This window comes from Mixta intestinalis (assembly GCF_009914055.1).
Lineage (GTDB): Bacteria > Pseudomonadota > Gammaproteobacteria > Enterobacterales > Enterobacteriaceae > Mixta > Mixta intestinalis.
Map to the genome: position 1 here is coordinate 2,035,989 of NZ_CP028271.1, position 18,923 is coordinate 2,054,911.

Annotated in this window: 28 protein-coding genes and 1 tRNA gene; 25 read left to right on the forward strand and 4 right to left on the reverse strand. The window is 53.1% G+C overall.

The window, feature by feature from the left end; all coding sequences use genetic code 11:
- The first annotated feature begins 130 nt into the window (after window positions 1-130).
- Window positions 131-592 (forward strand): GNAT family N-acetyltransferase, encoded by a 462-nt coding sequence (locus C7M51_RS09630; protein WP_160621591.1) that lies wholly within the window; start codon window positions 131-133, stop codon window positions 590-592.
- Here C7M51_RS09630 and C7M51_RS09635 read toward each other — a convergent pair.
- Both C7M51_RS09635 and C7M51_RS09640 read right to left on the reverse strand, forming a co-directional pair.
- Window positions 583-1,134 carry a hypothetical protein gene (locus C7M51_RS09635; RefSeq protein ID WP_160621592.1) on the reverse strand — a complete coding sequence of 184 codons (552 nt, stop codon included), beginning with the start codon at window positions 1,132-1,134 and terminating at the stop codon, window positions 583-585. The genes C7M51_RS09630 and C7M51_RS09635 overlap by 10 nt on opposite strands.
- Before the next feature lie 1,256 nt (window positions 1,135-2,390).
- Window positions 2,391-2,951: a helix-turn-helix domain-containing protein gene (locus tag C7M51_RS09640; RefSeq protein ID WP_160621593.1), complete on the reverse strand. Its 561-nt coding sequence runs from the start codon at window positions 2,949-2,951 to the stop codon at window positions 2,391-2,393.
- A 183-nt stretch (window positions 2,952-3,134) separates the two neighbouring features.
- Between C7M51_RS09640 and C7M51_RS09645 the strand changes: the two genes are divergently transcribed.
- The 21 genes from C7M51_RS09645 (at window position 3,135) to C7M51_RS09740 (ending at window position 14,054) form a co-directional block, all read left to right on the forward strand.
- Window positions 3,135-3,383, forward strand: coding sequence for a helix-turn-helix domain-containing protein (locus tag C7M51_RS09645; protein ID WP_160621594.1), 249 nt, complete (start codon window positions 3,135-3,137; stop codon window positions 3,381-3,383).
- Window positions 3,362-5,365: a transposase domain-containing protein gene (locus C7M51_RS09650; RefSeq protein ID WP_160621595.1), complete on the forward strand. Its 2,004-nt coding sequence runs from the start codon at window positions 3,362-3,364 to the stop codon at window positions 5,363-5,365. Before C7M51_RS09645 ends, C7M51_RS09650 begins: the two co-directional genes overlap by 22 nt.
- Before the next feature lie 30 nt (window positions 5,366-5,395).
- Window positions 5,396-6,334, forward strand: a complete 939-nt coding sequence (locus tag C7M51_RS09655) for an AAA family ATPase (protein WP_208852147.1) — start codon at window positions 5,396-5,398, stop codon at window positions 6,332-6,334.
- Window positions 6,335-6,336: 2 nt separating this feature from the next.
- Window positions 6,337-6,576: a hypothetical protein gene (locus C7M51_RS09660; protein ID WP_160621597.1), complete on the forward strand. Its 240-nt coding sequence runs from the start codon at window positions 6,337-6,339 to the stop codon at window positions 6,574-6,576.
- Window positions 6,577-6,593: 17 nt separating this feature from the next.
- Complete coding sequence (locus tag C7M51_RS09665; RefSeq protein WP_160621598.1) at window positions 6,594-6,833, forward strand: host nuclease inhibitor protein; 240 nt, start codon at window positions 6,594-6,596, stop codon at window positions 6,831-6,833.
- A 2-nt stretch (window positions 6,834-6,835) separates the two neighbouring features.
- Window positions 6,836-7,360 (forward strand): host-nuclease inhibitor Gam family protein, encoded by a 525-nt coding sequence (locus tag C7M51_RS09670; protein WP_160621599.1) that lies wholly within the window; start codon window positions 6,836-6,838, stop codon window positions 7,358-7,360.
- A gap of 91 nt (window positions 7,361-7,451) precedes the next feature.
- A complete protein-coding gene (locus C7M51_RS09675) occupies window positions 7,452-7,928 on the forward strand; it encodes a nucleoside triphosphate pyrophosphohydrolase family protein (protein ID WP_160621600.1) in 477 nt (158 codons plus the stop codon).
- Between the two features lie 82 nt (window positions 7,929-8,010).
- On the forward strand, window positions 8,011-8,451 hold the full coding sequence (locus C7M51_RS09680) for a hypothetical protein (protein ID WP_160621601.1): 441 nt from the start codon (window positions 8,011-8,013) through the stop codon (window positions 8,449-8,451).
- Window positions 8,448-9,248: a hypothetical protein gene (locus C7M51_RS09685; RefSeq protein ID WP_160621602.1), complete on the forward strand. Its 801-nt coding sequence runs from the start codon at window positions 8,448-8,450 to the stop codon at window positions 9,246-9,248. The genes C7M51_RS09680 and C7M51_RS09685 overlap by 4 nt, the downstream gene beginning before the upstream one ends.
- The gene (locus tag C7M51_RS09690; protein ID WP_160621603.1) at window positions 9,248-9,697 is read left to right on the forward strand and encodes a hypothetical protein; all 450 of its coding nucleotides are present in this window, start codon (window positions 9,248-9,250) and stop codon (window positions 9,695-9,697) included. Before C7M51_RS09685 ends, C7M51_RS09690 begins: the two co-directional genes overlap by 1 nt.
- A complete protein-coding gene (locus C7M51_RS09695; protein WP_160621604.1) occupies window positions 9,684-10,178 on the forward strand; it encodes a gp16 family protein in 495 nt (164 codons plus the stop codon). Before C7M51_RS09690 ends, C7M51_RS09695 begins: the two co-directional genes overlap by 14 nt.
- Before the next feature lie 80 nt (window positions 10,179-10,258).
- Window positions 10,259-10,645 (forward strand): hypothetical protein, encoded by a 387-nt coding sequence (locus C7M51_RS09700; protein ID WP_160621605.1) that lies wholly within the window; start codon window positions 10,259-10,261, stop codon window positions 10,643-10,645.
- Between the two features lie 89 nt (window positions 10,646-10,734).
- Window positions 10,735-11,154: a Mor transcription activator family protein gene (locus C7M51_RS09705; protein WP_160621606.1), complete on the forward strand. Its 420-nt coding sequence runs from the start codon at window positions 10,735-10,737 to the stop codon at window positions 11,152-11,154.
- 113 nt (window positions 11,155-11,267) lie between these two features.
- Window positions 11,268-11,774, forward strand: coding sequence for a lysozyme (locus C7M51_RS09710; protein ID WP_160621607.1), 507 nt, complete (start codon window positions 11,268-11,270; stop codon window positions 11,772-11,774).
- Window positions 11,761-12,144 carry a DUF2570 domain-containing protein gene (locus C7M51_RS09715; protein ID WP_160621608.1) on the forward strand — a complete coding sequence of 128 codons (384 nt, stop codon included), beginning with the start codon at window positions 11,761-11,763 and terminating at the stop codon, window positions 12,142-12,144. The genes C7M51_RS09710 and C7M51_RS09715 overlap by 14 nt, the downstream gene beginning before the upstream one ends.
- The gene (gene lysC, locus C7M51_RS22735; protein WP_425280998.1) at window positions 12,122-12,343 is read left to right on the forward strand and encodes an Rz1-like lysis system protein LysC; all 222 of its coding nucleotides are present in this window, start codon (window positions 12,122-12,124) and stop codon (window positions 12,341-12,343) included. The genes C7M51_RS09715 and lysC overlap by 23 nt, the downstream gene beginning before the upstream one ends.
- Before the next feature lie 160 nt (window positions 12,344-12,503).
- On the forward strand, window positions 12,504-12,803 hold the full coding sequence (locus C7M51_RS09720; RefSeq protein ID WP_160621609.1) for a DUF2730 family protein: 300 nt from the start codon (window positions 12,504-12,506) through the stop codon (window positions 12,801-12,803).
- Entirely contained in the window at window positions 12,800-13,087 is a 288-nt protein-coding gene (locus tag C7M51_RS09725) for a VpaChn25_0724 family phage protein (RefSeq protein WP_160621610.1), read from the forward strand. Before C7M51_RS09720 ends, C7M51_RS09725 begins: the two co-directional genes overlap by 4 nt.
- A gap of 11 nt (window positions 13,088-13,098) precedes the next feature.
- On the forward strand, window positions 13,099-13,680 hold the full coding sequence (locus C7M51_RS09730) for a DUF3486 family protein (protein WP_160621611.1): 582 nt from the start codon (window positions 13,099-13,101) through the stop codon (window positions 13,678-13,680).
- 10 nt (window positions 13,681-13,690) lie between these two features.
- Complete coding sequence (locus tag C7M51_RS09735; protein WP_160621612.1) at window positions 13,691-13,864, forward strand: hypothetical protein; 174 nt, start codon at window positions 13,691-13,693, stop codon at window positions 13,862-13,864.
- On the forward strand, window positions 13,857-14,054 hold the full coding sequence (locus tag C7M51_RS09740) for a hypothetical protein (protein WP_160621613.1): 198 nt from the start codon (window positions 13,857-13,859) through the stop codon (window positions 14,052-14,054). Before C7M51_RS09735 ends, C7M51_RS09740 begins: the two co-directional genes overlap by 8 nt.
- Here C7M51_RS09740 and C7M51_RS09745 read toward each other — a convergent pair.
- On the reverse strand, window positions 14,029-14,226 hold the full coding sequence (locus C7M51_RS09745) for a hypothetical protein (RefSeq protein WP_244323814.1): 198 nt from the start codon (window positions 14,224-14,226) through the stop codon (window positions 14,029-14,031). The genes C7M51_RS09740 and C7M51_RS09745 overlap by 26 nt on opposite strands.
- 87 nt (window positions 14,227-14,313) lie before the next feature.
- Between C7M51_RS09745 and C7M51_RS09750 the strand changes: the two genes are divergently transcribed.
- From C7M51_RS09750 to C7M51_RS09760, 3 genes are read left to right on the forward strand one after another with little or no spacing between them, the layout of a single operon-like run.
- Complete coding sequence (locus tag C7M51_RS09750) at window positions 14,314-15,969, forward strand: hypothetical protein (RefSeq protein WP_160621614.1); 1,656 nt, start codon at window positions 14,314-14,316, stop codon at window positions 15,967-15,969.
- A complete protein-coding gene (locus C7M51_RS09755) occupies window positions 15,969-17,522 on the forward strand; it encodes a DUF935 domain-containing protein (protein ID WP_160621615.1) in 1,554 nt (517 codons plus the stop codon). The genes C7M51_RS09750 and C7M51_RS09755 overlap by 1 nt, the downstream gene beginning before the upstream one ends.
- Window positions 17,506-18,834 (forward strand): phage minor head protein, encoded by a 1,329-nt coding sequence (locus tag C7M51_RS09760; RefSeq protein WP_160621616.1) that lies wholly within the window; start codon window positions 17,506-17,508, stop codon window positions 18,832-18,834. The genes C7M51_RS09755 and C7M51_RS09760 overlap by 17 nt, the downstream gene beginning before the upstream one ends.
- On the opposite strand, the gene C7M51_RS09765 is transcribed toward C7M51_RS09760, so the two are convergent.
- Window positions 18,834-18,906: transfer RNA gene (locus tag C7M51_RS09765), tRNA-OTHER, on the reverse strand. The two genes, C7M51_RS09760 and C7M51_RS09765, sit on opposite strands and share 1 nt — an antisense overlap.
- Between the last annotated feature and the right edge of the window lie 17 nt (window positions 18,907-18,923).

The window sequence follows — 18,923 nt, forward strand, 5'->3', positions numbered from 1 at the left end:
CGCTTTGTTTAGCCTGTTTCAGCCACAGCCCACATCATCGTATTTGTTGCTGTCTCCCCTCCCGTTTTTTATTAACGGTGCTAAGTTTATTAGCATTCGCTGAGACAATAGCTTCACCGGGGAGAAAACCTTGCATATCCGTCCTTTTACCGAAGCCGACCGCCCTTTTCTGCGCACCCTGTTCCTGGCCGCACGCAAGGCAAACTGGACCTGGCTTAATGGCAACAGCTGGCAGCTGGAGGATTTCGATCGGGTGGTGTTAGGTGAAACGATACTGGTTGCCGAGGAAGATGGACACCGGCTGGGCTTCGCCGCTTTTCTGGAAAACGACAATTTTTTGCACAGTCTGTTTGTCGATCCGCAATTTCAGGGCCAGGGAGTTGGCAGCGCGCTGTTACAGGCGGTACAGGAGCGCTTTACCGCTACCGGCGCATTAAAATGCCTGCTGGCAAATAAGCGCGCGCAGGATTTTTATCTGCATCACGGCTGGCAAGTTATGTCGCAGGGCGAAAGTGAACAGGGAAAGTATGTGCTGATGCACTATAAGAAAGCCGCGCATATCCAGTATGCCAGTAACAAAAATTACCAGTGACTATCCTTCTTACCCTTTTTGCTTTCGTTGTTAATTATTTTCAATGTCCAGCGTCTTGTATCAAGTTTGTATTGGCGTTGTTCATCGCTCATCAGGCAATAGATGCCTTCTGACATTTTTATTATTATTAAATCAATTGAACCGTTAATAAAAAAAGATCTTTTTTTAATCCGGAAAGAAAGGAAGGGGTTAATTTCATTACTTTTTTCATAAATAACAAGATATGCACCTGGATCCGTAATACTTTCCTGATAGTAAAAATAAATATTTCCTTCATGTGCAATATAGCGCTCTGAGCCAGCCACCCCTTTTCCATTAAATAATATCAGTACAACAAGCAATGATTTTACAACCAGAAAAACCAAATAAATAAATTTTTTAACATCCAAAAAATAAACGAGATCGCAAAGTAAAGATAACAACGCTAAAATTAGAAAAAACAGCAATACAAACCTTTCCAAATCAGGCGTACATTTTTGGTTCAATAAAAAAACCGATATGACGAATAATATATTATGGATAATAGGGTTTACGAGCACCATCAGTTACCTCCTCCGCTTCAAAATTTTCAGCATAATATTTAACTAAATGGAAAATTATTTATAAGAATTTGTTCTGTCTTTTTTTATAAAGGGATATTGCCCTTTTCTTATTTGCTCTCACAACAATTTTCCCTGAGCCACCCACACTTGTTGCAGCATAAAAATTATCTGACTCTGTTTCCGAGCTAAAAAAGTGAGGTGCTGTGGTTTCGGTCTAAACCTGACTGTAGCCCTGTTAAAGTTGAGCAACCGAGTTTATCGTAAACCATTTCAGGCTTATTTCCATCATTAACGTCATGTTCACATGACAATTAAGTTAATCTATATCTTTTTATTTAACAGCCCAACATTAAAAAGAAAATTTTTCAAATAATTTTCTATGCGAAAAATCATCTAAGGCACTTTCTGTTAAAGGTAGCGTAGCAGTAATACAAGCTAACATTAATAGAGCCCTTTTTATTACGCCTGATGATTATAAATTCCTGCATAGCTAAAATATTATACAGAAGACATTAAAAGTATCCGCAAGGTTAATTCATTGCCAGAAATTCCTGCCTGCTAATTTAAATTACCCCCTGAATAAACGCTTTTTCATGTCAATAACGTTACGGCACTCACAAAATTTCAAACATAAATAAATTAGCCAGATTCGCTCAATCCTCAACAACGATTATAATTTATCTACCACAACGCCTTCATTTTTTTCTGTAAAAAATATCTGCACGGCTCAATTCGTACCACTATAGTTTTAACGTTTTAATAAAATTAAACTTATCTAATTAACATTATAAAAAACGTGAGCCGTCTCTTCCCGTTCTTATTCTCAGCGCCAGTTTTCCGACGCGGCTGGCCGTAGCAGAAAGGTTTCCCCTCCCGCGCAGCGCTAGTTTTATTTTTATCTGCCGGATGTATTGATTCACTAGAGGTACGACATTAAACCGGGATCAGATTGGAGGTTACGGGAACTGGTGGGACGTAGGGCTGGTGGGGCTTGGGCTGCTCAGATGCCTGGGATTTGCACCTCAGCGATGAAATACGACAAATTTCAAAAGTCAGGGATTTGATTCACTTTATGCGCGACTTTTTAAAAGAACCTCATACGCGCTTTAATACCGTTTAAAAACACTTCAAGGCTGGTAACAATGCTGCTTGACTGGCCTGACTTCGGTCAAAAAACACTCATCAAAAAGAAGTATTTTGCACGCCACTTATTAACTCGTTCGGGGTATTCGTGGTGTGGCCTGTTATCCTCACTGTTAACCAGCCTTTTTCTGTGTCTTATGTGGTTCCTGTTCTGGCGCTACAGGGCCGCCCTGTTTAGCGATGCCGTGCTTAGCCAAAATCTCTCTACGTTCTTCTTCGGGAAGAGCTTCAAACATTATGGCGGTATTAATAGCTGACTGAGAAAGCTCCGGGATGGCCTGCATACCGGCTTCTTTGCCCCCTAATAGGGCTTTCTTACCATTCTCCTGGAACGCTCTTACAATAGCAGCTAGTTCATGCCCTGACAGAGATTTTCGAATCATTCCCCACCATTGTTCTAACTCGGCCTGAGTCGCTGTGGTAGCGCGTTCATCTTGAGGCTCTTCTCCCGTCACCAGCCATTCAATAGAACGACCAGAAGCCTCTGCAATCGCCGGAAGCTTATCAATCCCTGGATAGCTTTTACCTGCCAGATAATTTCGAATTACTGTTTCAGAAAGCCCGCACTTTTTAGCGAACGCTGAATTGGACTCACCATCCATAGCCTCTCTAAGCCTCTCACCGAAGTGAACTATCTCACCAGAACGAAAAGTTTGATTTGCTTTTTTGCTCATAATACAACCTATTTTAAGGCTAACTTGCTGTTTAAATAGAAATAAAGCGCTATTTTTTCCGACAATAGCACCTCGAAATAAAATTCGATTTCCTGTTTACATTCGAACTTTAAGGCGATATCTTATGCTCGAACCGGTAACCGTTAACGGCTACCGATAGCGGTAACCCATAAGGATTGCACGATGTCAGTTAAAAACCAAGTTCAAGACTGGCACGCGGAGCAGGTAAAAGCCGCCATTCGCATGAAAGGTAAGACGCTCGCACAATTATCTCGCGAAGCCGGACTGAACCCTGACACCATGCGTAATGTGCTCCGCTGCCATATCCCTCGTTACGAGGCGATCATTGCAAATTATCTGGAAGTCTCACCGGCTCTGATTTGGCCGAGTCGGTATTCGGAGGTAGGGAAATGCAGACAACTCAATGGGTAACAGTACAGGAGTGCGTGGGGTTATCTGGTTTCCCTGTTAGCCCGGCTAATATCCGCCGCAAGCTTGAAGGGCTGGTTTGTGGCCGTAACGAACTTTTCCGCAAACGCCAGGGCTCAAAAGCTGTAGAGTATCGCCTTGATGCCCTTCCCGTTGAGGCCCGCGCCGAGCTGCTGCTAAAGCAGGGTGTTGTTGAAACCAGCCAGGGCGTGATTGAGCTTGCCCGCCCGGCGTCATCCTCCCTGGACTCAGAGCGGCGTGCACTGTGGCAGCGCTGGGATGCGGCCAGTGATTCACAGCGTCAGCTCGCTGAACGCTGGCACCCTGTGGTTATGCTGGCCGACGAACTGATCGCGAGCGGCATCACTGCAAAAACGGCCTTTCAGACTGCGGCCAGTCGTTATGACGTCAGCGCAGCGTCGCTGCGGGATAAGTATTACCGGGTACAAAAATACGCAAAGGCTGACTGGGTCGCTGTTCTGATTGACCGGCGCGGCGGCGCGAAGCATGAATCAAAACAGGCTGGCTTTGATGACGACGCCTGGCAGTTCCTGCTGGCCGATTACCTCCGCCCCGAGCAACCGGCATTCCGCAAATGCTATGAACGCCTGGAGCTAGCGGCACGTGAGCACGGCTGGACGATTCCCTCCTATTCAACCGCGTACCGGCGTGTACAGCAAAACGTGGACAAAACAATGGCCGTGGCCTGCCGTCAGGGCGAGCATGCGCTGATGCACCTGCTCCCGACTCAGCGCCGTACGGTTGAGCACCTGAACGCCCTGCAATGGATTAATGGTGATGGCTATCAGCACAACGTCTTTGTGCGCTGGTTTAACGGCGAGATATTGCGCCCTAAAACCTGGTTCTGGCAGGACGTTAAAACCCGGAAAATCGTTGGTTTCCGCTGTGATGTGAGTGAAAACACTGACTCCATTCGCTTGAGCTTTATGGACGTCATTAAGAAGTACGGCATCCCGGAAGATTTCCACATCACTATAGATAACACCCGCGCAGCGGCTAACAAATGGCTGACCGGCGGCGTTAAAAACCGCTACCGATTTAAAGTGCGCGAGGACGACCCGACCGGGCTTTTTCCGCTGATTGGCGCCACCATCCACTGGACAAGCGTTGTTGCTGGCAAGGGCTGGGGCCAGGCAAAACCCATCGAGCGCGCCTTCGGTGTTGGTGGCATGGAGGAATACGTTGATAAGCATCCGGCGCTGTCTGGCGCGTACACCGGCCCGAACCCGATGGCAAAACCCGACAACTACGGCTCCAGAGTGATTGAGGCCGAACAGTTTCTGGAGATTCTGGCCGAGGGCGTGGCGATGTTTAATGCGAAGGTCGGGCGCCAGACTGAAATATGCGCGGGCCAGCTTTCCTTTGACCAGGCTTTCGAGCGGGAATTTCCAAAAACCATCGTCCGCAAGCCTACGGCAGAGCAGTTGCGCCTGTTCCTGCTGCCAGCGGAGGCCGTTACAGTCAACCGCAAGGGGGAGTTCGCCCTCACCGCAGGCGGTACGCTGCGTGGCGCCAAAAACGTTTACCACAATATGGCGCTGATGAATGCCGATATTCGCAAGGTTGTAGTCCGTTTTGACCCGCAGAACCTGCACGGCAACGTTTTCTGCTACACACTGGACGGTAAATTTATCTGTGAGGCCGCGTGTATCACGCCTGTAGCGTTCAATGACACTCAGGCCGGGCGTGAGCACTCCCGCCAGCAAAAACGGCTTAAAAAGGCAACTGACGCCGCTATTGCAGCCCAGAAGCAGAAAGACGCACTGGAGATATCCGAGCTTATGCCCCGCCTGGCCGAGCCGGAAGCGCCGGAATCCCGTGTTGTTGCCGTATTCCGCCCCCAGACGCACGGCAATACCGCAATAGCGCACGCAGTTGACGAGGAATCACTGCCTGATAACGACGAATATCTGAATAATTCGCTGGATATTCTCGAATTAAATAAACGCAAAGACATTATTTAAACCGAATTTAAATAACTGGAGTTAATTATGGTGAATATTACCGATATTCGCGCAGGCCTGCGCACGCTCGTTGATGCCGGTCGCGCTACTTACGCTCAGGTGGCCCGTGAAACCGGAATCAGCTCCGGCACAATCAGCGGCTTCATGAACGATAAATATAATGGCGATAATGAGCGCGTTGCTACCACGCTGGCCCGCTGGATTGAGAACCAGAACGCCGCCTCAGAGCTGCCGGAGCCGCCGCGCTTTATAGAAACCTACACGTCACGGCAAATCTGGACGTCCATGCGCTTTGCCCGCCTCACTGAGAGCATCGCTGTTATCTGTGGTAACCCCGGTGTGGGTAAAACCGCCGCCGCCCGCGAATATTGCCGCTCAAACGACAACGTGTGGATGATTACGATCACCCCGTCTTGTGCCAGCGTTCTTGAATGCCTGACCGAGCTGGCGTATGCGCTGGGGATGAATGACGCCCCTCGCCGAAAAGGCCCGTTGTCCCGCGCCCTGCGCCGCCGCCTGGACGGTACGCAGGGGCTGGTCATTATCGATGAATCTGACCACCTGCAAATCGAAGCGCTGGAGGAACTGCGTTTACTCCAGGAGTCTGCGGGAATCGGCCTGGTGTTGATGGGGAATCACCGTGTTTATTCCAATATGACCGGCGGTAACCGCACCGTCGAATTTGCCCGCTTATTTTCCCGTATTGCAAAACGCACGGCGATAAATAAGACCAAAAAAGCGGACGTTAATGCCATTGCCGATGCCTGGCAGATTACCGGCGATAGCGAACGCCAGCTATTACAGGCTATTGCTCAAAAACCGGGGGCGCTGCGCATTCTGAATCATGCCCTGCGCCTTGCCGCAATGACGGCTCACGGTAAAGGTGAACGCATCAACGAGGGTTATTTGCGTGATGCATTCAGGGATTTAGATCTGGATGTCGATATTGGCTCGTTGTTGAGGGGATAACAATGATTATCGAAAAAATCGCTGAACACATAAGCATGGCAGAAGCGGCGCAGGACTGGCTGCGACAGCGTGGTAGCCGTGTAACTGATATTCGCGTTTTTATGCGCCGTCCGCTGCTTGAGATTGCCTGCCCGCCTGCGGAACTGGTGCAGCGCGCCACCCGAATTATTGAACGTTGTGAAACCGGCACCCGCTCCGTGTGGATTGCCAGCCTGAATGATTGCCAGATTATCTGGCGCTAATTTAAAGGGAATCAAAGATGAAAATAGTAGCTTATGCCTGGGCATCAGGCTTAATCGAATTCGGTAAATCATGCCCGGACGGCGCGCTGCCCGTTCTGGTTGGTGACAATAAAGAAGTGCGCTCTGCGGTAAGCGTCCTGGCACGCCATTCCCGCACTAATGACGATCTGCTGGTGCCGGGAGTACCCGAAGCGGCAGACCAGAACGAGGCCGTAAAGGCCTTATCCCGATTCGCAAAAAGACTGAGAGAGTTTTAATTATGGCCAGTAAACCGAAACGCATTAAAAACGCTGCGGCGCTGTATGTTCCGCAAAGCCGCGAGGATGTTGTTCGCGATATCCGTAAGCTTGGCGATGTTCAGCGTACTGTGGCCCGTATGCAAACGGAAATGAACGACAAAATCGCCGCTATTACGGAGGTCTATGCGGAGCAAATGAAGCCGCTTGAAGACGACTTCAAAATGCTTTCAGCAGGCATTCAAAGCTGGTGTGAAGCTAACCGCGATGACCTGACGAACAATGGAAAGGTTAAGTCAGCAAATCTGGTGACTGGTGATGTCTGCTGGCGAACTCGCCCACCCTCCGTCACCATTCGTGGCATGGACTCAGTTATGGAGACTCTGAAGCGACTGAAGCTTGAGCGTTTTATTCGCACCAAAGAGGAAATCAATAAAGAGGCCATTCTGAACGAGCCGACAGCAGTCATTGGAGTGGCAGGTATTAAAGTTAATTCGGGTATTGAAGATTTTTCTATTATTCCGTTTGAACAAACGGCAGATATTTAAATCAGCCTGAATTAATAAAAAACCAATTTTAGATTTTATTCGGCGCAGCGCGTCAGGGACTCGTTCGCGCCGAATTCAGGAGAAATACACGATGGAATTGAATAAAGCCAAAATTTATGACGCAGCTCTGGCCTGTTGGGGGTTTGATGCTCAGGTGTTAACCGTCGCGGAAGAATGCAGCGAACTGGCTGCGGCGACCACTCGTTTTATTAACCATAAGGCCAACGGGAATGCCGTAGCAGAAGAAGCAGCCGACGTTGAAATCATGATTGAACAGCTACGGCACAACGGTATGAATGACATGATTGAGCAGCAAAAAGCCCGGAAACTCACCCGCCTCGCCCAGCGTGTTGGCATTGAATCCGACCCCGTTAGTCCGTTTGCTCCTGCTGTCAGTGAGTTGCTGGCCGATGCTCGGGAACAGTTAGAAATGGCTGAGGCTCTGTATTGCGATCCAAAGACCAGTAAGCGCCTGTCAGCGCATCGTGCGCGGATGGCGATCGGTCTGCTCATGCGCGCCGCTCAGGCGATGATTAGCGAGCAGCAGCGGGCGGAGGCGCGGCGATGAAATATACCCCGTCCGCGCAGGCTTTTCTGTGGCTGCTGTTCGTTGGTGGTTCGTTCCTGGTCTATAAAATGGCGGTGATGTTATGAGCATTATTACTGAGATTAAATTGTTTATCCGGGCCAACGGCCCGGCTACCTGCCGCGATATTGCAGCGGCGGTTAATGCGGAGCCCCGCGACGTTATTCCCGTTCTGCGTAATGCCGTCGATCGCATGGCGCTGTCAGAGTGCAACGGGTTTTATGACCTGCTCTCCACCGAATCTCGCCGCCAGTCTTACAACTGGATTGAAGGGTGTGCTCTGCCTGGCTGGGTTTATCGCCTGGCCCGAGGCCCGAGGACGTGCGAATCCATTGATGTCGTTGCCGAACTCAATTCAATAAAGCAGGAACAAGGATGGCCCCGCTTTATCTTCGCGAGTATTGATGTCCGGTTAAGCTGTTTTAAGTGCCTTTCAACAGGTGAGCTTGTAGACCGGTATGTACTCCGCTACATGCCACTGGATACAAGGGAGGCCAGATTATGATTGCTCAAAGGAATGATGACGAACTTCGCTGGAGAAATGATGCGATTAACTGCCTTATCCGGGCGATTAACGGTCAGGAGCTTAACGCTAATGAGGAATTTCTGCCTGATATGGTACGGGAGGCAATTCAGACTGTACGTAGCCAGCGCCATACGGTTCTGATTCTGTCGGCGCGTCAGATTCTTGAGGCGGCTGAGTTTGCCGGGCTGGAGGTATCAGCAGACCTGCAAAGCGACGAACTGGACGACGAGTATTGCATCCGTACCGGCACCATTGCGGCAAGCCCTGGCGAAGGGCTGGAACAATATGAGGGGCTGCTCATTGAAGCCCTGCATTATCCTGAGGATGGCGCCGTTCCCCTGTCTGGTGAACAGCCGTTCAAAGAGTATGAACCGGTTATTGATGAAGGGTTTCTGCGTACAGCAGCAAAGTACAACGGCCTGGCTGGCACGCTCGCATCCCGGCTTCTGAGTGTTGCTGAGATTGGTCAATGGCTTGTTCGTGGAGACACCGGACTAAGTAGCGAAACAATGGCGGCCATCTGGCTCGGGGCCAAATCCGGGCGATTCAGTTTCCCGCGTGATCCTTCTGATTTTGGACGGTGCTGGCGCCTGGTTGAAAAGGTTCCGGCCATACGTAAGGCATTCCCAAGAATCTGCGCCGTTTATCCACCAATAGCGCCATACCTTGAAAACTGGGATGAGCTGTCACGGCTTTATGTCGCAGCGACAGAGCACGGTACGGGTAAAGCTCCTGAGCTTTATCAACGGATGATTGCCTTACGGGGGAACAAATAATGTCGATTTCAAAAGAGCACTGGAACGGTATCCAGAATACTCTCTATAGGATGTATGGCGAAGTTACATTCAGGATGCCCTCAGGTGAGGAAATTACGGTTAATAAAGGATTTATTGCCGAGAATAAAATGGCCTTAATTGTTTGGGTTAACGGGGAGCGCAGTACGGCATGGGGCTTACCTACGCATGAGCAGTTTCGGCCATTAGTGCAGCATATCTGGCGTCGACAGACTCGCCGCCCTGGAGCCTCGGTTATCCGTAAAATATCAAAGATGAAAGGTGGTAAGCGATGGTTAAAGCAGAAAGAGAATGCCCATCTGTATGATGTGGTTGAGTATTGGGTGTGTTATTTCAACTCCGCAGCCTCCCTGGTTCGCCAGTACCGCAAAATTGAGGGGCTGGAACTGGTAACACCAGTTTCTGAGGTGATGAAAAATGCAGAGGGCTAACTTAATCAAACTGATCCACGTTGCCCGGCGCGAACTGACGCTTGATGACGATACCTATCGTGTAATGATTGGTCGCGTGGTTCCTGGCAAAACAAGCTGTCGCGACCTGAAGCCTGCCGAACTTGAACGGGTGTTGCATGCCATGCAGGAACAGGGATTTAAGCGGCGCCAGCCCTCTCGCACGGCTCCCGCAGGCGTTACCGATAAAATCCGGGTGATATGGCGCATCATGCACCGCGAAGGGCACGTGACAGATGGCAGCGACAAAGCGCTGGATGCCTTTGTCCAGCGTACCACCCGCGTTAAGAACGGCGGCGCCGGTGTTGCTCGCCTGGCATGGTTGCGTGGCGATCAGGCTTCTGTCGTTCTGGAAAGCCTGAAACGCTGGCACATGCGTTGTATGCTGGAGCGATTGCCAGATACAGGTATCCGTCGCACCTATGAACGGATCTGCGAGCTGTACAAAAAAACGATACGTTAACAGGGGTTGCGCTCCGTCAATGCGAGGGGCGCGCTCTGATGGATAATGGCCGCATTTGACGGGGAAGGAGGAACGAAAACGTGATTAACACCAGGTGGATAGCGGGAGTTTTACTGGCAACGTGCAGCATGATGGCTGCGGCGGCTGACGCCAGTAACCCCGATGAAGAAACGGTAAAGGCTGACCCTGCGTCTGGTTTCTGGTCATGCCACGGCACCCGCTTACATATGGCCCCAGACCTGCGCTCATGGCAGGATCTGGAATCAGGCGACGTGTTTACCCTTTACGAAGAGCCAGAGTTAGATGATTCAAAAGAGCTGGCTGTAAAGGGGATGAGCTATACATACTCATCAATGAGAAACCCTGCCGTATCGAAGTTCTTCATAGTCGATAAGACGGGTAAAAATCTCTATCTTCGAGATGACATCAAATTCTTCAAAACTTATCGCTGCAAGCGAGACAAGTAACCCGCCCGGTCATCTGAATAAATCCCGCTGATTTGCGGGATTTTTTTGTATACTGTATGCTCACTGTACAAACGATCAGGAGGTGCAGCATGGCAGAGCAGCAGACAGATATGTTCGATAATGACCCGCAACTGGAGCAGGTGCTCGGGCATATCGACAAAATCCCGGCAGCAGAGCTTGAGGCGGCGTGGCCTCAGTCTCTCGTTGACCTGGTGGATGTGATGGAGGCGGAGTTAACCCGCCAGGGCATCACGGGTGACCCACGCGCCGCAGCGCGCAAGCTGGCGGTGGCAATGAGTCACTACATGGGTGGTCGTGCCTATTACCTGCCGACCGGCGTCCGGATGTTGAACGCTATCCGCGATGATATGATTTACTGCGAGTTTGACGGTCGCAACATCGAGCATCTGCGCCGCAAGTACAGCCTGTCCCAGCCCCAGACCTACAACATTCTGGCCCAGCAGCGCCGCCTGCATACCCGGCGCCGTCAGCCTGACATGTTCGCCTGACCCATCCTCTGCAACCGGCTGCGCTCGAGAGCGCGGGTTGTCATATTGCATAAGAAACCCACACCCAACATCCCAATATTTATCCTCGGTTTAAATTCTTACGGAATAAACCGATGGCTTCAAAATTCCCCAAAACACTGAGTGCGTCACTGCTTGCCATCGTGCTGGCCGGGGGTGGCTACCACGAAATGACCCGCGAGACGCTGGTACATCTGGAGGGCATCGCATACGAGCCGTATCGCGATGTCGCCGGAGTGCTGACAGTCTGCGTCGGCCACACCGGGCCGGATATCAAGATGCGGCGGTATACCCACGCTGAGTGTATGACGCTACTCGACCAGGATTTAAAGCCGGTTTATGCCGCGATTGACCGCCTCGTTAAGGTTCCCCTGACCCCGTTCCAGCGTACTGCGCTGGCGACGTTCGTCTTCAATACCGGCACCGGTGCATTTGCCAAATCTACCCTCCTGAAACGGCTGAACGCCGGTGATTTTGCCGGAGCCCGTGACCAGATGGCCCGCTGGGTATTCGCTGCGGGTCATAAGTGGAAAGGACTGATGAACCGGCGCAACGTCGAAATGGCGATCTGGAATGTCAGGGGGCCTGATGATTTGCGGTAAATATCTGTTGGCCGGTGCTGCTGTAGCCGTCGCAATCAGCCTGGTCGTTGCCACCCACCGCATTGACAACCTGCGCAGCGACAACGCCACGCTGCGGCGGGATGTGCAGTTGCAGGCGCAGGCCCGTAACACCGCCGAATGGTTACTACAGAACCAGGTGCAGGCCATGCAGGTTTTTTCAGCTATCAGGGCCGCAAACATCGCCGCCCGCGCCGCAGATGAGAATCAACGCGATGACGCAAAACAAAAAATCACCGCTGCAACGGCTGGCGGTTGCAGTAACGGCCCTGTGCCTGCTGCCGCTGCTGGCGAGCTGCAAAAGCTCGAACACGCAACCCGTGCCGCCAGTGGTTTTATCACCTCAGATTGACGCAGAGCTGCTGGCCCCCACGCCGGTTCCGGCTATGCCGGTGCCGTTCCTGTGGCGCAGTTCGTTGTTGTGGAATGCCGACCTGCTAACGGCGCTCGGGCAGTGCAACCGCGATAAGGCGGCAGCGCGCCAGCAGGACGAACAGAGGAAACGAATTTATGGACGCCAAGCCCCCGGAGCTGGACAGCCTGCTCCGTGATATCTGGCAACAACAGGGGTGCGCGTATTCTACCCCACAGGGGGCGCCGTTTGATTCGCCCCGCGCCTGCGCCGGTTGTGGCAGGCCAATAGCGCCGTCTGTGCTGGCCGTTCAGCCGATGGCTACCCATTGTCATTACTGCCGCTCAGGGAGTTGAAGTATGGATTTTTACCCGGTGCTGACCGGTGCACTGGCGCTCCTGAGTGCCGTCGCAGGTATCGCCTGGTGGGCGCTGCGTCGCACGTTCGCCAGCACGGAGCGGGTCGAGAGGCTGGAAAACCGCCTGACAGAGATGGAAACACGTTACGCCAACATGCCCGGCGCGGAGGACATGCATGAGATGCGTCTGCGCATGGCTGATATGAGCGGCGAAGTGAAGGTGCTGGGCAGCACGATGAAAGCTATTTCACACCAGCTTGAACTGTTACTCGAAAACGCTGTGAATGGAAACAAACGATGATTAACGACATTCTGACCGAAGACCGCCGCCTGGTTATTCTGCGCTCTCTTATGGACTGCAATAACGAGGCGAATGAGTCGATTTTACAGGACTGCCTGGATGCCTACGGCCATAACGTTTCGCGTGACCTGGTTCGGGGGCTGATTGACTGGCTGGCCGAGCAGGGGCTGGTTACTGTCGAAAACCTGAGCGGCTTTTATGTCGTCACCATTACCGGTCGGGGACAGGATGTTGCCGAAGGCCGTGCAAAGGTTTCCGGCGTGAAGCGCCCGCGAGCACGCTAAGGAGCCTGCAAATGGAAAAGGCTAAACCTACCCGTGGCCGGGCTTCAAAGGTCGATTTATTGCCGGATAACGTGCGTAAAACCCTGCATGAAATGCTGCGGGATAAATCCATCCCCCAGGCGCAGATTCTGGAAGAGATTAACGCCCTGATTGATGACGCGGGCCTGCCCGACGATATGAAGCTGTCCCGCAGCGGTCTGAACCGCTACGCGACCAGCATCGAACAGGTGGGTGCCAACCTGCGCCAGTTGCGCGAAATGACCACCGCACTGACTGAACAGCTCGGCGACAAGCCGATGGGCGAAACGACCAAACTGATTCTGGAGATGGCCCGCAGCCAGCTTTTTAAAGCCATGATGCAGCAGGTTAACAACCCCGAAGCGGCGGTCGATATCGATATGCTCAAAAACGCCATGCTGGCCGCCCAGCGGCTGGAAGCAACGGCAATGTCCAGCCACAAGCGGGAGAAAGAGATTCGCCAGGCATTCGCCGAGGAAGCTGCAAATGCGGTCAGCGACGAGCTGCGCGGGCAGGACGGAATGAGTGAAGAACTGGAGCAGCGGATTCGCAATGTGCTGCTGGGTAAAGCGTAGGAGTGAAACGGTGCATAACTGGCAAAGATTATTGTCCGACGCCCATACAAATGCTTTTCGTGTGGTGGCGTTATCACCACTGCTTACTGGTGGCCTCTGCGGTCTGATGTCACGGGCAATCTGTAAAGATATGACGCTGGACGAGTTTTATTCTCTGACTGAGCAGGAAGTGAAAAATGGCTAATGAAAAAATTGATTACAAAAGTTCAACTGAACTGGCCCTGAGGTTATATCCCCTGTTAAAGGAAATGATTGATTCCGATCCTAAAGTTGCCAGTTGGATTATGGCTGAGGCGTTATATCTGCTCATGCAGATGGTAGATGGCCCGTCAACGGCGGGCCAGATAATTACTCGTGCTCAGGTTCGCCAGTAACGATCCGTTCGACCATCTGGTAAAAGGTGCGAAACGCGTTTTCTTCAGCGGATACTCTTTCCTCTGGCCGGGGAAATGACAGGGATACACCCTTGTCACGCGTCGACTCGAACATACGCCCGGCAATTGTCGCAATCTGGAGTTTCTGGTCAATGGTGAGCTTTTCTTTCATAAGTGCCTCTCGTAACAGGGTTAATAGCGAACGTAACCTTACCAGAGCAGTCTCGCATTTCCATGGTTAAGATAAGGGTTTAATTATATGGCCGGGCGCAAAAAGCCGCTTATGACGGCGTTGAGCGAACCACGCAAAATTGACCTTCAGGAGGAAGCCAGCAAGCTGGGCGTGGAAATCACGACCGACGTTGCTGACGCATTCCCGAAGAATGACCCCGTTTTTCTGGGCTATCAGGCCCGCTGGTTTGAAGACGACAGCCAGATTTGTATCGCGGAGAAAAGCCGCCGAACCGGTCTGACATGGGCCGAAGCCGGGCGTAATGTTATCACCGCAGCAAAACCGCGCCGCCGCGCTGGCCGTAACGTGTTTTATGTGGGCTCCCGTCAGGAGATGGCACTGGAATACATCGCCGCCTGCGCGCTGTTCGCCAGGGCGTTCAACCAACTGGCGAAAGCTGACGTCTATGAGCAGACATTCTGGGACAGCGACAAAAGCGAAGAAATCCTGACCTACATGATTCGCTTTCCGAACAGCGGTTTCAAAATCCAGGCGCTGTCCTCCCGCCCCTCTAACCTGCGCGGCCTCCAGGGCGACGTGGTGATTGATGAAGCGGCATTCCATGAATCGCTGGACGAGCTGCTGAAAGCGGCAATGGCGCTCACGATGTGGGGCGCTCGCGTGCGTATTATCTCCACGCATAACGGCGTCGATAACCTGTTTAATCAGTACATTCAGGATTCACGCGAGGGACGCAAGGACTACAGCGTACACCGCATCACTTTGGACGATGCGATCGCCGATGGTCTGTATCAGCGTATCTGCTATGTAACCGGTCAGGAATGGTCGCCGGATGCCGAAAAGAAATGGCGCGACGACCTGTACCGGAACGCGCCGGATAAAGAGTCCGCCGACGAGGAATACGGCTGCGTGCCGAAGAAAAGCGGTGGCGCCTACCTGTCGCGTGTGCTGATTGAAGCGGCCATGACGCAGGCCCGCGATATTCCGATCTGCCGGTTTGAAGCCCCTGACAACTTCGAATCGCTGTCACCGGCAACGCGTGAAAACATCGTGTCCGACTGGTGCGATAAGGAGCTGGCGCCGCTGCTGGCCGCACTGAATCCGAACCACAAGCACGCGTTCGGCGAGGACTTTGCCCGGCGCGGCGACCTGACCGTATTTATTCCACTGGAGATTACCGAAGATCTGCGCAAGCGCGAGGCCTTTCGTGTCGAGCTGCGCAATCTCACTTATGACCAGCAACGGCAAATCATGCTGTTCATCCTGGCGCGTCTCCCCCGGTTTATCGGCGCTGCATTCGACGCCACCGGTAACGGCGGTTATCTGGCAGAGGCGGCGCGGCTGGTCTACGGCCCGGAGATGATTGATTGCGTTCATCTCACCACCGCCTGGTATCAGGAGTGGATGCCAAAACTTAAGGGCGAGTTTGAAGCTCAGAATCTCACCATTGCACGCCACCAGACCACGCTGGACGACCTGCTGCAAATCAAGGTGGTCAAAGGCGTGCCACAGATTGATAAAGGCCGGACAAAAGACTCTGACGGCAGGCACAGCCGCCACGGCGACAGCGCCGTCGCTTTGTGTATGGCTGTCCGGGCATCGTATATGAACGGATTTGTGATTGATGAAGACAGCGTCCGGGCCATTCCCGGACGGCATGAGAGTGCCAGCGATGACGAATATAACGACGAATACCATGAATATGAGCGGGGGTGCTGGTAATGGGCCAGATTGTTGATTTAACCGGTCAGCCGTTCGACTTTGACGACGAATTGCAGACAGAACAGGAGGCGCTGGCGCTGGTGATGAAGCGCACGCAGGAGCACCCGTCGAGCGGTATTACACCGAACTGCGCCGCGCAGCTGCTGCGCGATGCCGAACGCGGTGACCTGTCCGCCCAGGCAGATCTCGCCTTTGACATGGAAGAGAAAGACACACATCTGTTCTCTGAACTGAGCAAGCGCCGTCTTGCGATTCAGGGGCTGGAATGGAGCATCAAGCCGCCGAAGAACGCCAGCGCACAGGAAAAGCGGGATGCGGAAATGCTGGACGAACTGCTGCGCGATGCGGCCTGGTTTGAAGACGGTATTTTTGATGCCGGTGACGCTATCCTGAAGGGGTATTCCTGCCAGGAAATCGAATGGGGCTGGTTGGGTAAAATGCGTGTGCCGGTCGCGCTGCATCATCGCGACGCCGCGCTGTTCTGTGCCAACCCTGACAACCTGAACGAGCTGCGGCTGCGTGATGGCAGCTATGAAGGGGTGTCGCTACAGCCGTTCGGCTGGTTCCGGCATCAGGCAAAATCACGTACCGGCTATGTGGGCACCCACGGGTTGGTCAGAACGCTGGTCTGGCCGTTCATCTTCAAAAATTACAGCGTGCGCGACTTTGCCGAATTTCTGGAGGTGTACGGCCTGCCGATGCGCGTCGGTAAATATCCCACCGGCGCCACGGCCCGCGAAAAGGCAACGTTAATGCAGGCCGTCATGGATATTGGTCGCCGTGCTGGCGGGATTATCCCGATGGGAATGACGCTGGACTTTCAGAGCGCGGCTAACGGCCAGGCAGACCCGTTTATAGCCATGATGGGCTGGGCCGAAAAAGCGATGTCCAAAGCAATCCTGGGCGGTACGCTCACCACCGAGGCGGGCGATAAAGGCGCCCGTTCACTGGGTGAGGTACACAACGAGGTGCGCCATGAGATTCGCAACGCAGACGTGCGCCAGCTTGAACGCACCATCGGTCGCGATCTGCTGTTCCCGCTGCTGGCACTCAACAGCCGCAGCCCGGTAGACCCGCGCCGTCTGCCGCGCATGGATTTTGACACCAGCGAGGCCGAGGACATCGCCATTTTCGCGGATGCGATCCCGAAACTGGCGGCGGGTATGCCGGTGCCGGTGTCGTGGGTTCAGTCAAAACTGAATATTCCGCAGCCTGCCGATGATGAGCCGGTATTCAGCGTACAGAGTACTGCGCCGGATGGCGTTGATCCGGCACCGACAGGCCAGGCTGCGCTGTCAGCACTACCGCAGGACGGCGTTACAGATGCGCCCGACGAAATGGCCGCAGGGGTCACCGCGTCAGAACTGCAACAGGCCGTTGACCCCATGCTGAAACCCGTCATTGCGGCCATTATTAAAGATGGCCCGGAGGAAGCATTAAAGCAGGCTGGTACGCTTTACAGCGAGCTGGATGACAGCGCTCTGATTGACCTGCTCACCCGTGCCATTTTTTTCGCGGACTTATGGGGGCGACTCGATGCCACAGACCGTTGACCTGGCCTATGCCGCCAGACTGCCACCCAAAGAGGCCGTCGCGTACTTTCGGGCAAAAGGTTATAGCGTCACATGGAACTGGTACGAGCAACTGATCGATGCGCACGCCCGCGCCTTTACCGTCGCAAAAGCTGCGCGTCTGGATGTGCTGAATACCATCAGGGATGAAGTTGACCGGGCGATTCACGATGGCATCACGCAACGGGAGTTCACCCGAACGCTGGCCCCACGTCTGCAAAAACTGGGATGGTGGGGAAAGCAGATCGTCGTTGATGGTGACGGCAACGCGAAAGAGATCCAGTTAGGCAGTCCACGCCGTCTTGCCACCATCTACAACGTGAATACCCGCACGGCGTATAACGCTGGCCGTTACGCCCAGATGATGAATACGGCGGAGGAGTTTCCGTTCTGGCAGTACGTGGCAATCATGGACAGCAGAACCCGGCCAGAACATGCAAAGCTGCATCTGATGGTATTTCGTTACGATGATCCGTTCTGGAAAACGCATTACCCGCCTAACGGATGGAGCTGCCGTTGTCGTGTCCGTGCGCTGTCCGCTGCGCGTATGAAAGCGCTGGGCCTTAAAGTCAGCTATGGCGCCTCGTTCATTCATACTCATGAAGTAGACGCGGGTGTTGACGAAACCACGGGCGAACTGTTCCGCACCACTTCAACCACGTTTGATAATGGCCGTGTGAAAATGACCCCGGATGTGGGCTGGTCATACAATCCCGGTTCGGCGGCATTTGGTACGGACCAGTCATTAATCCGTAAACTGGTGGAAACCCGCGACGCCCGTCTGCGCGAGCAGGTTGTCCAGTCGCTGAACAACAGCCGCGAGCGTCAGTTGTCGTTTTCACTCTGGGCCAGACGTCTGATGGATACCCGACGCGCCGGTCACGGTGTGCAGACGCTGGGATTTATGACCGAGAGCGTCGCGAACGCCGTGCGTCAGCGTACCGGAACGGAGCCGTCACGGCTGCTTGTCATGAGCGAGAAAAGCCTGATGCACGCCGACAGCGCGAAGCACCATAAAACCGGTGTGGCGCTCCAGCCGGAAGACCTGCAATTGTTGCCCACGCTGATGGCGGCACCGCAGGCAGTGCTGTGGGACAAACGGCACAATAATCTGCTGTACATCGTCACCAGCAGCGATGGCGCGGCCAAAGTGGCGGTGAACGCGGCGCAGTCCGTTAAACGGGTGCCGGATACGCTGGATGTGCTGATTAACGCCTATCGTGTTGAAGTGCAGAGCCTGAAAACCGATATTGCCGGGGGCTGGCTGGAGGTACTGGAGGGAAGTGTTGATTAAGCCGGTAACGGGAATCGAACCCGTATACATGCGCCTGTTGGCACACCGCTTTACCGTTAAGCGTATACCGGCTTACGACCAGTATACGA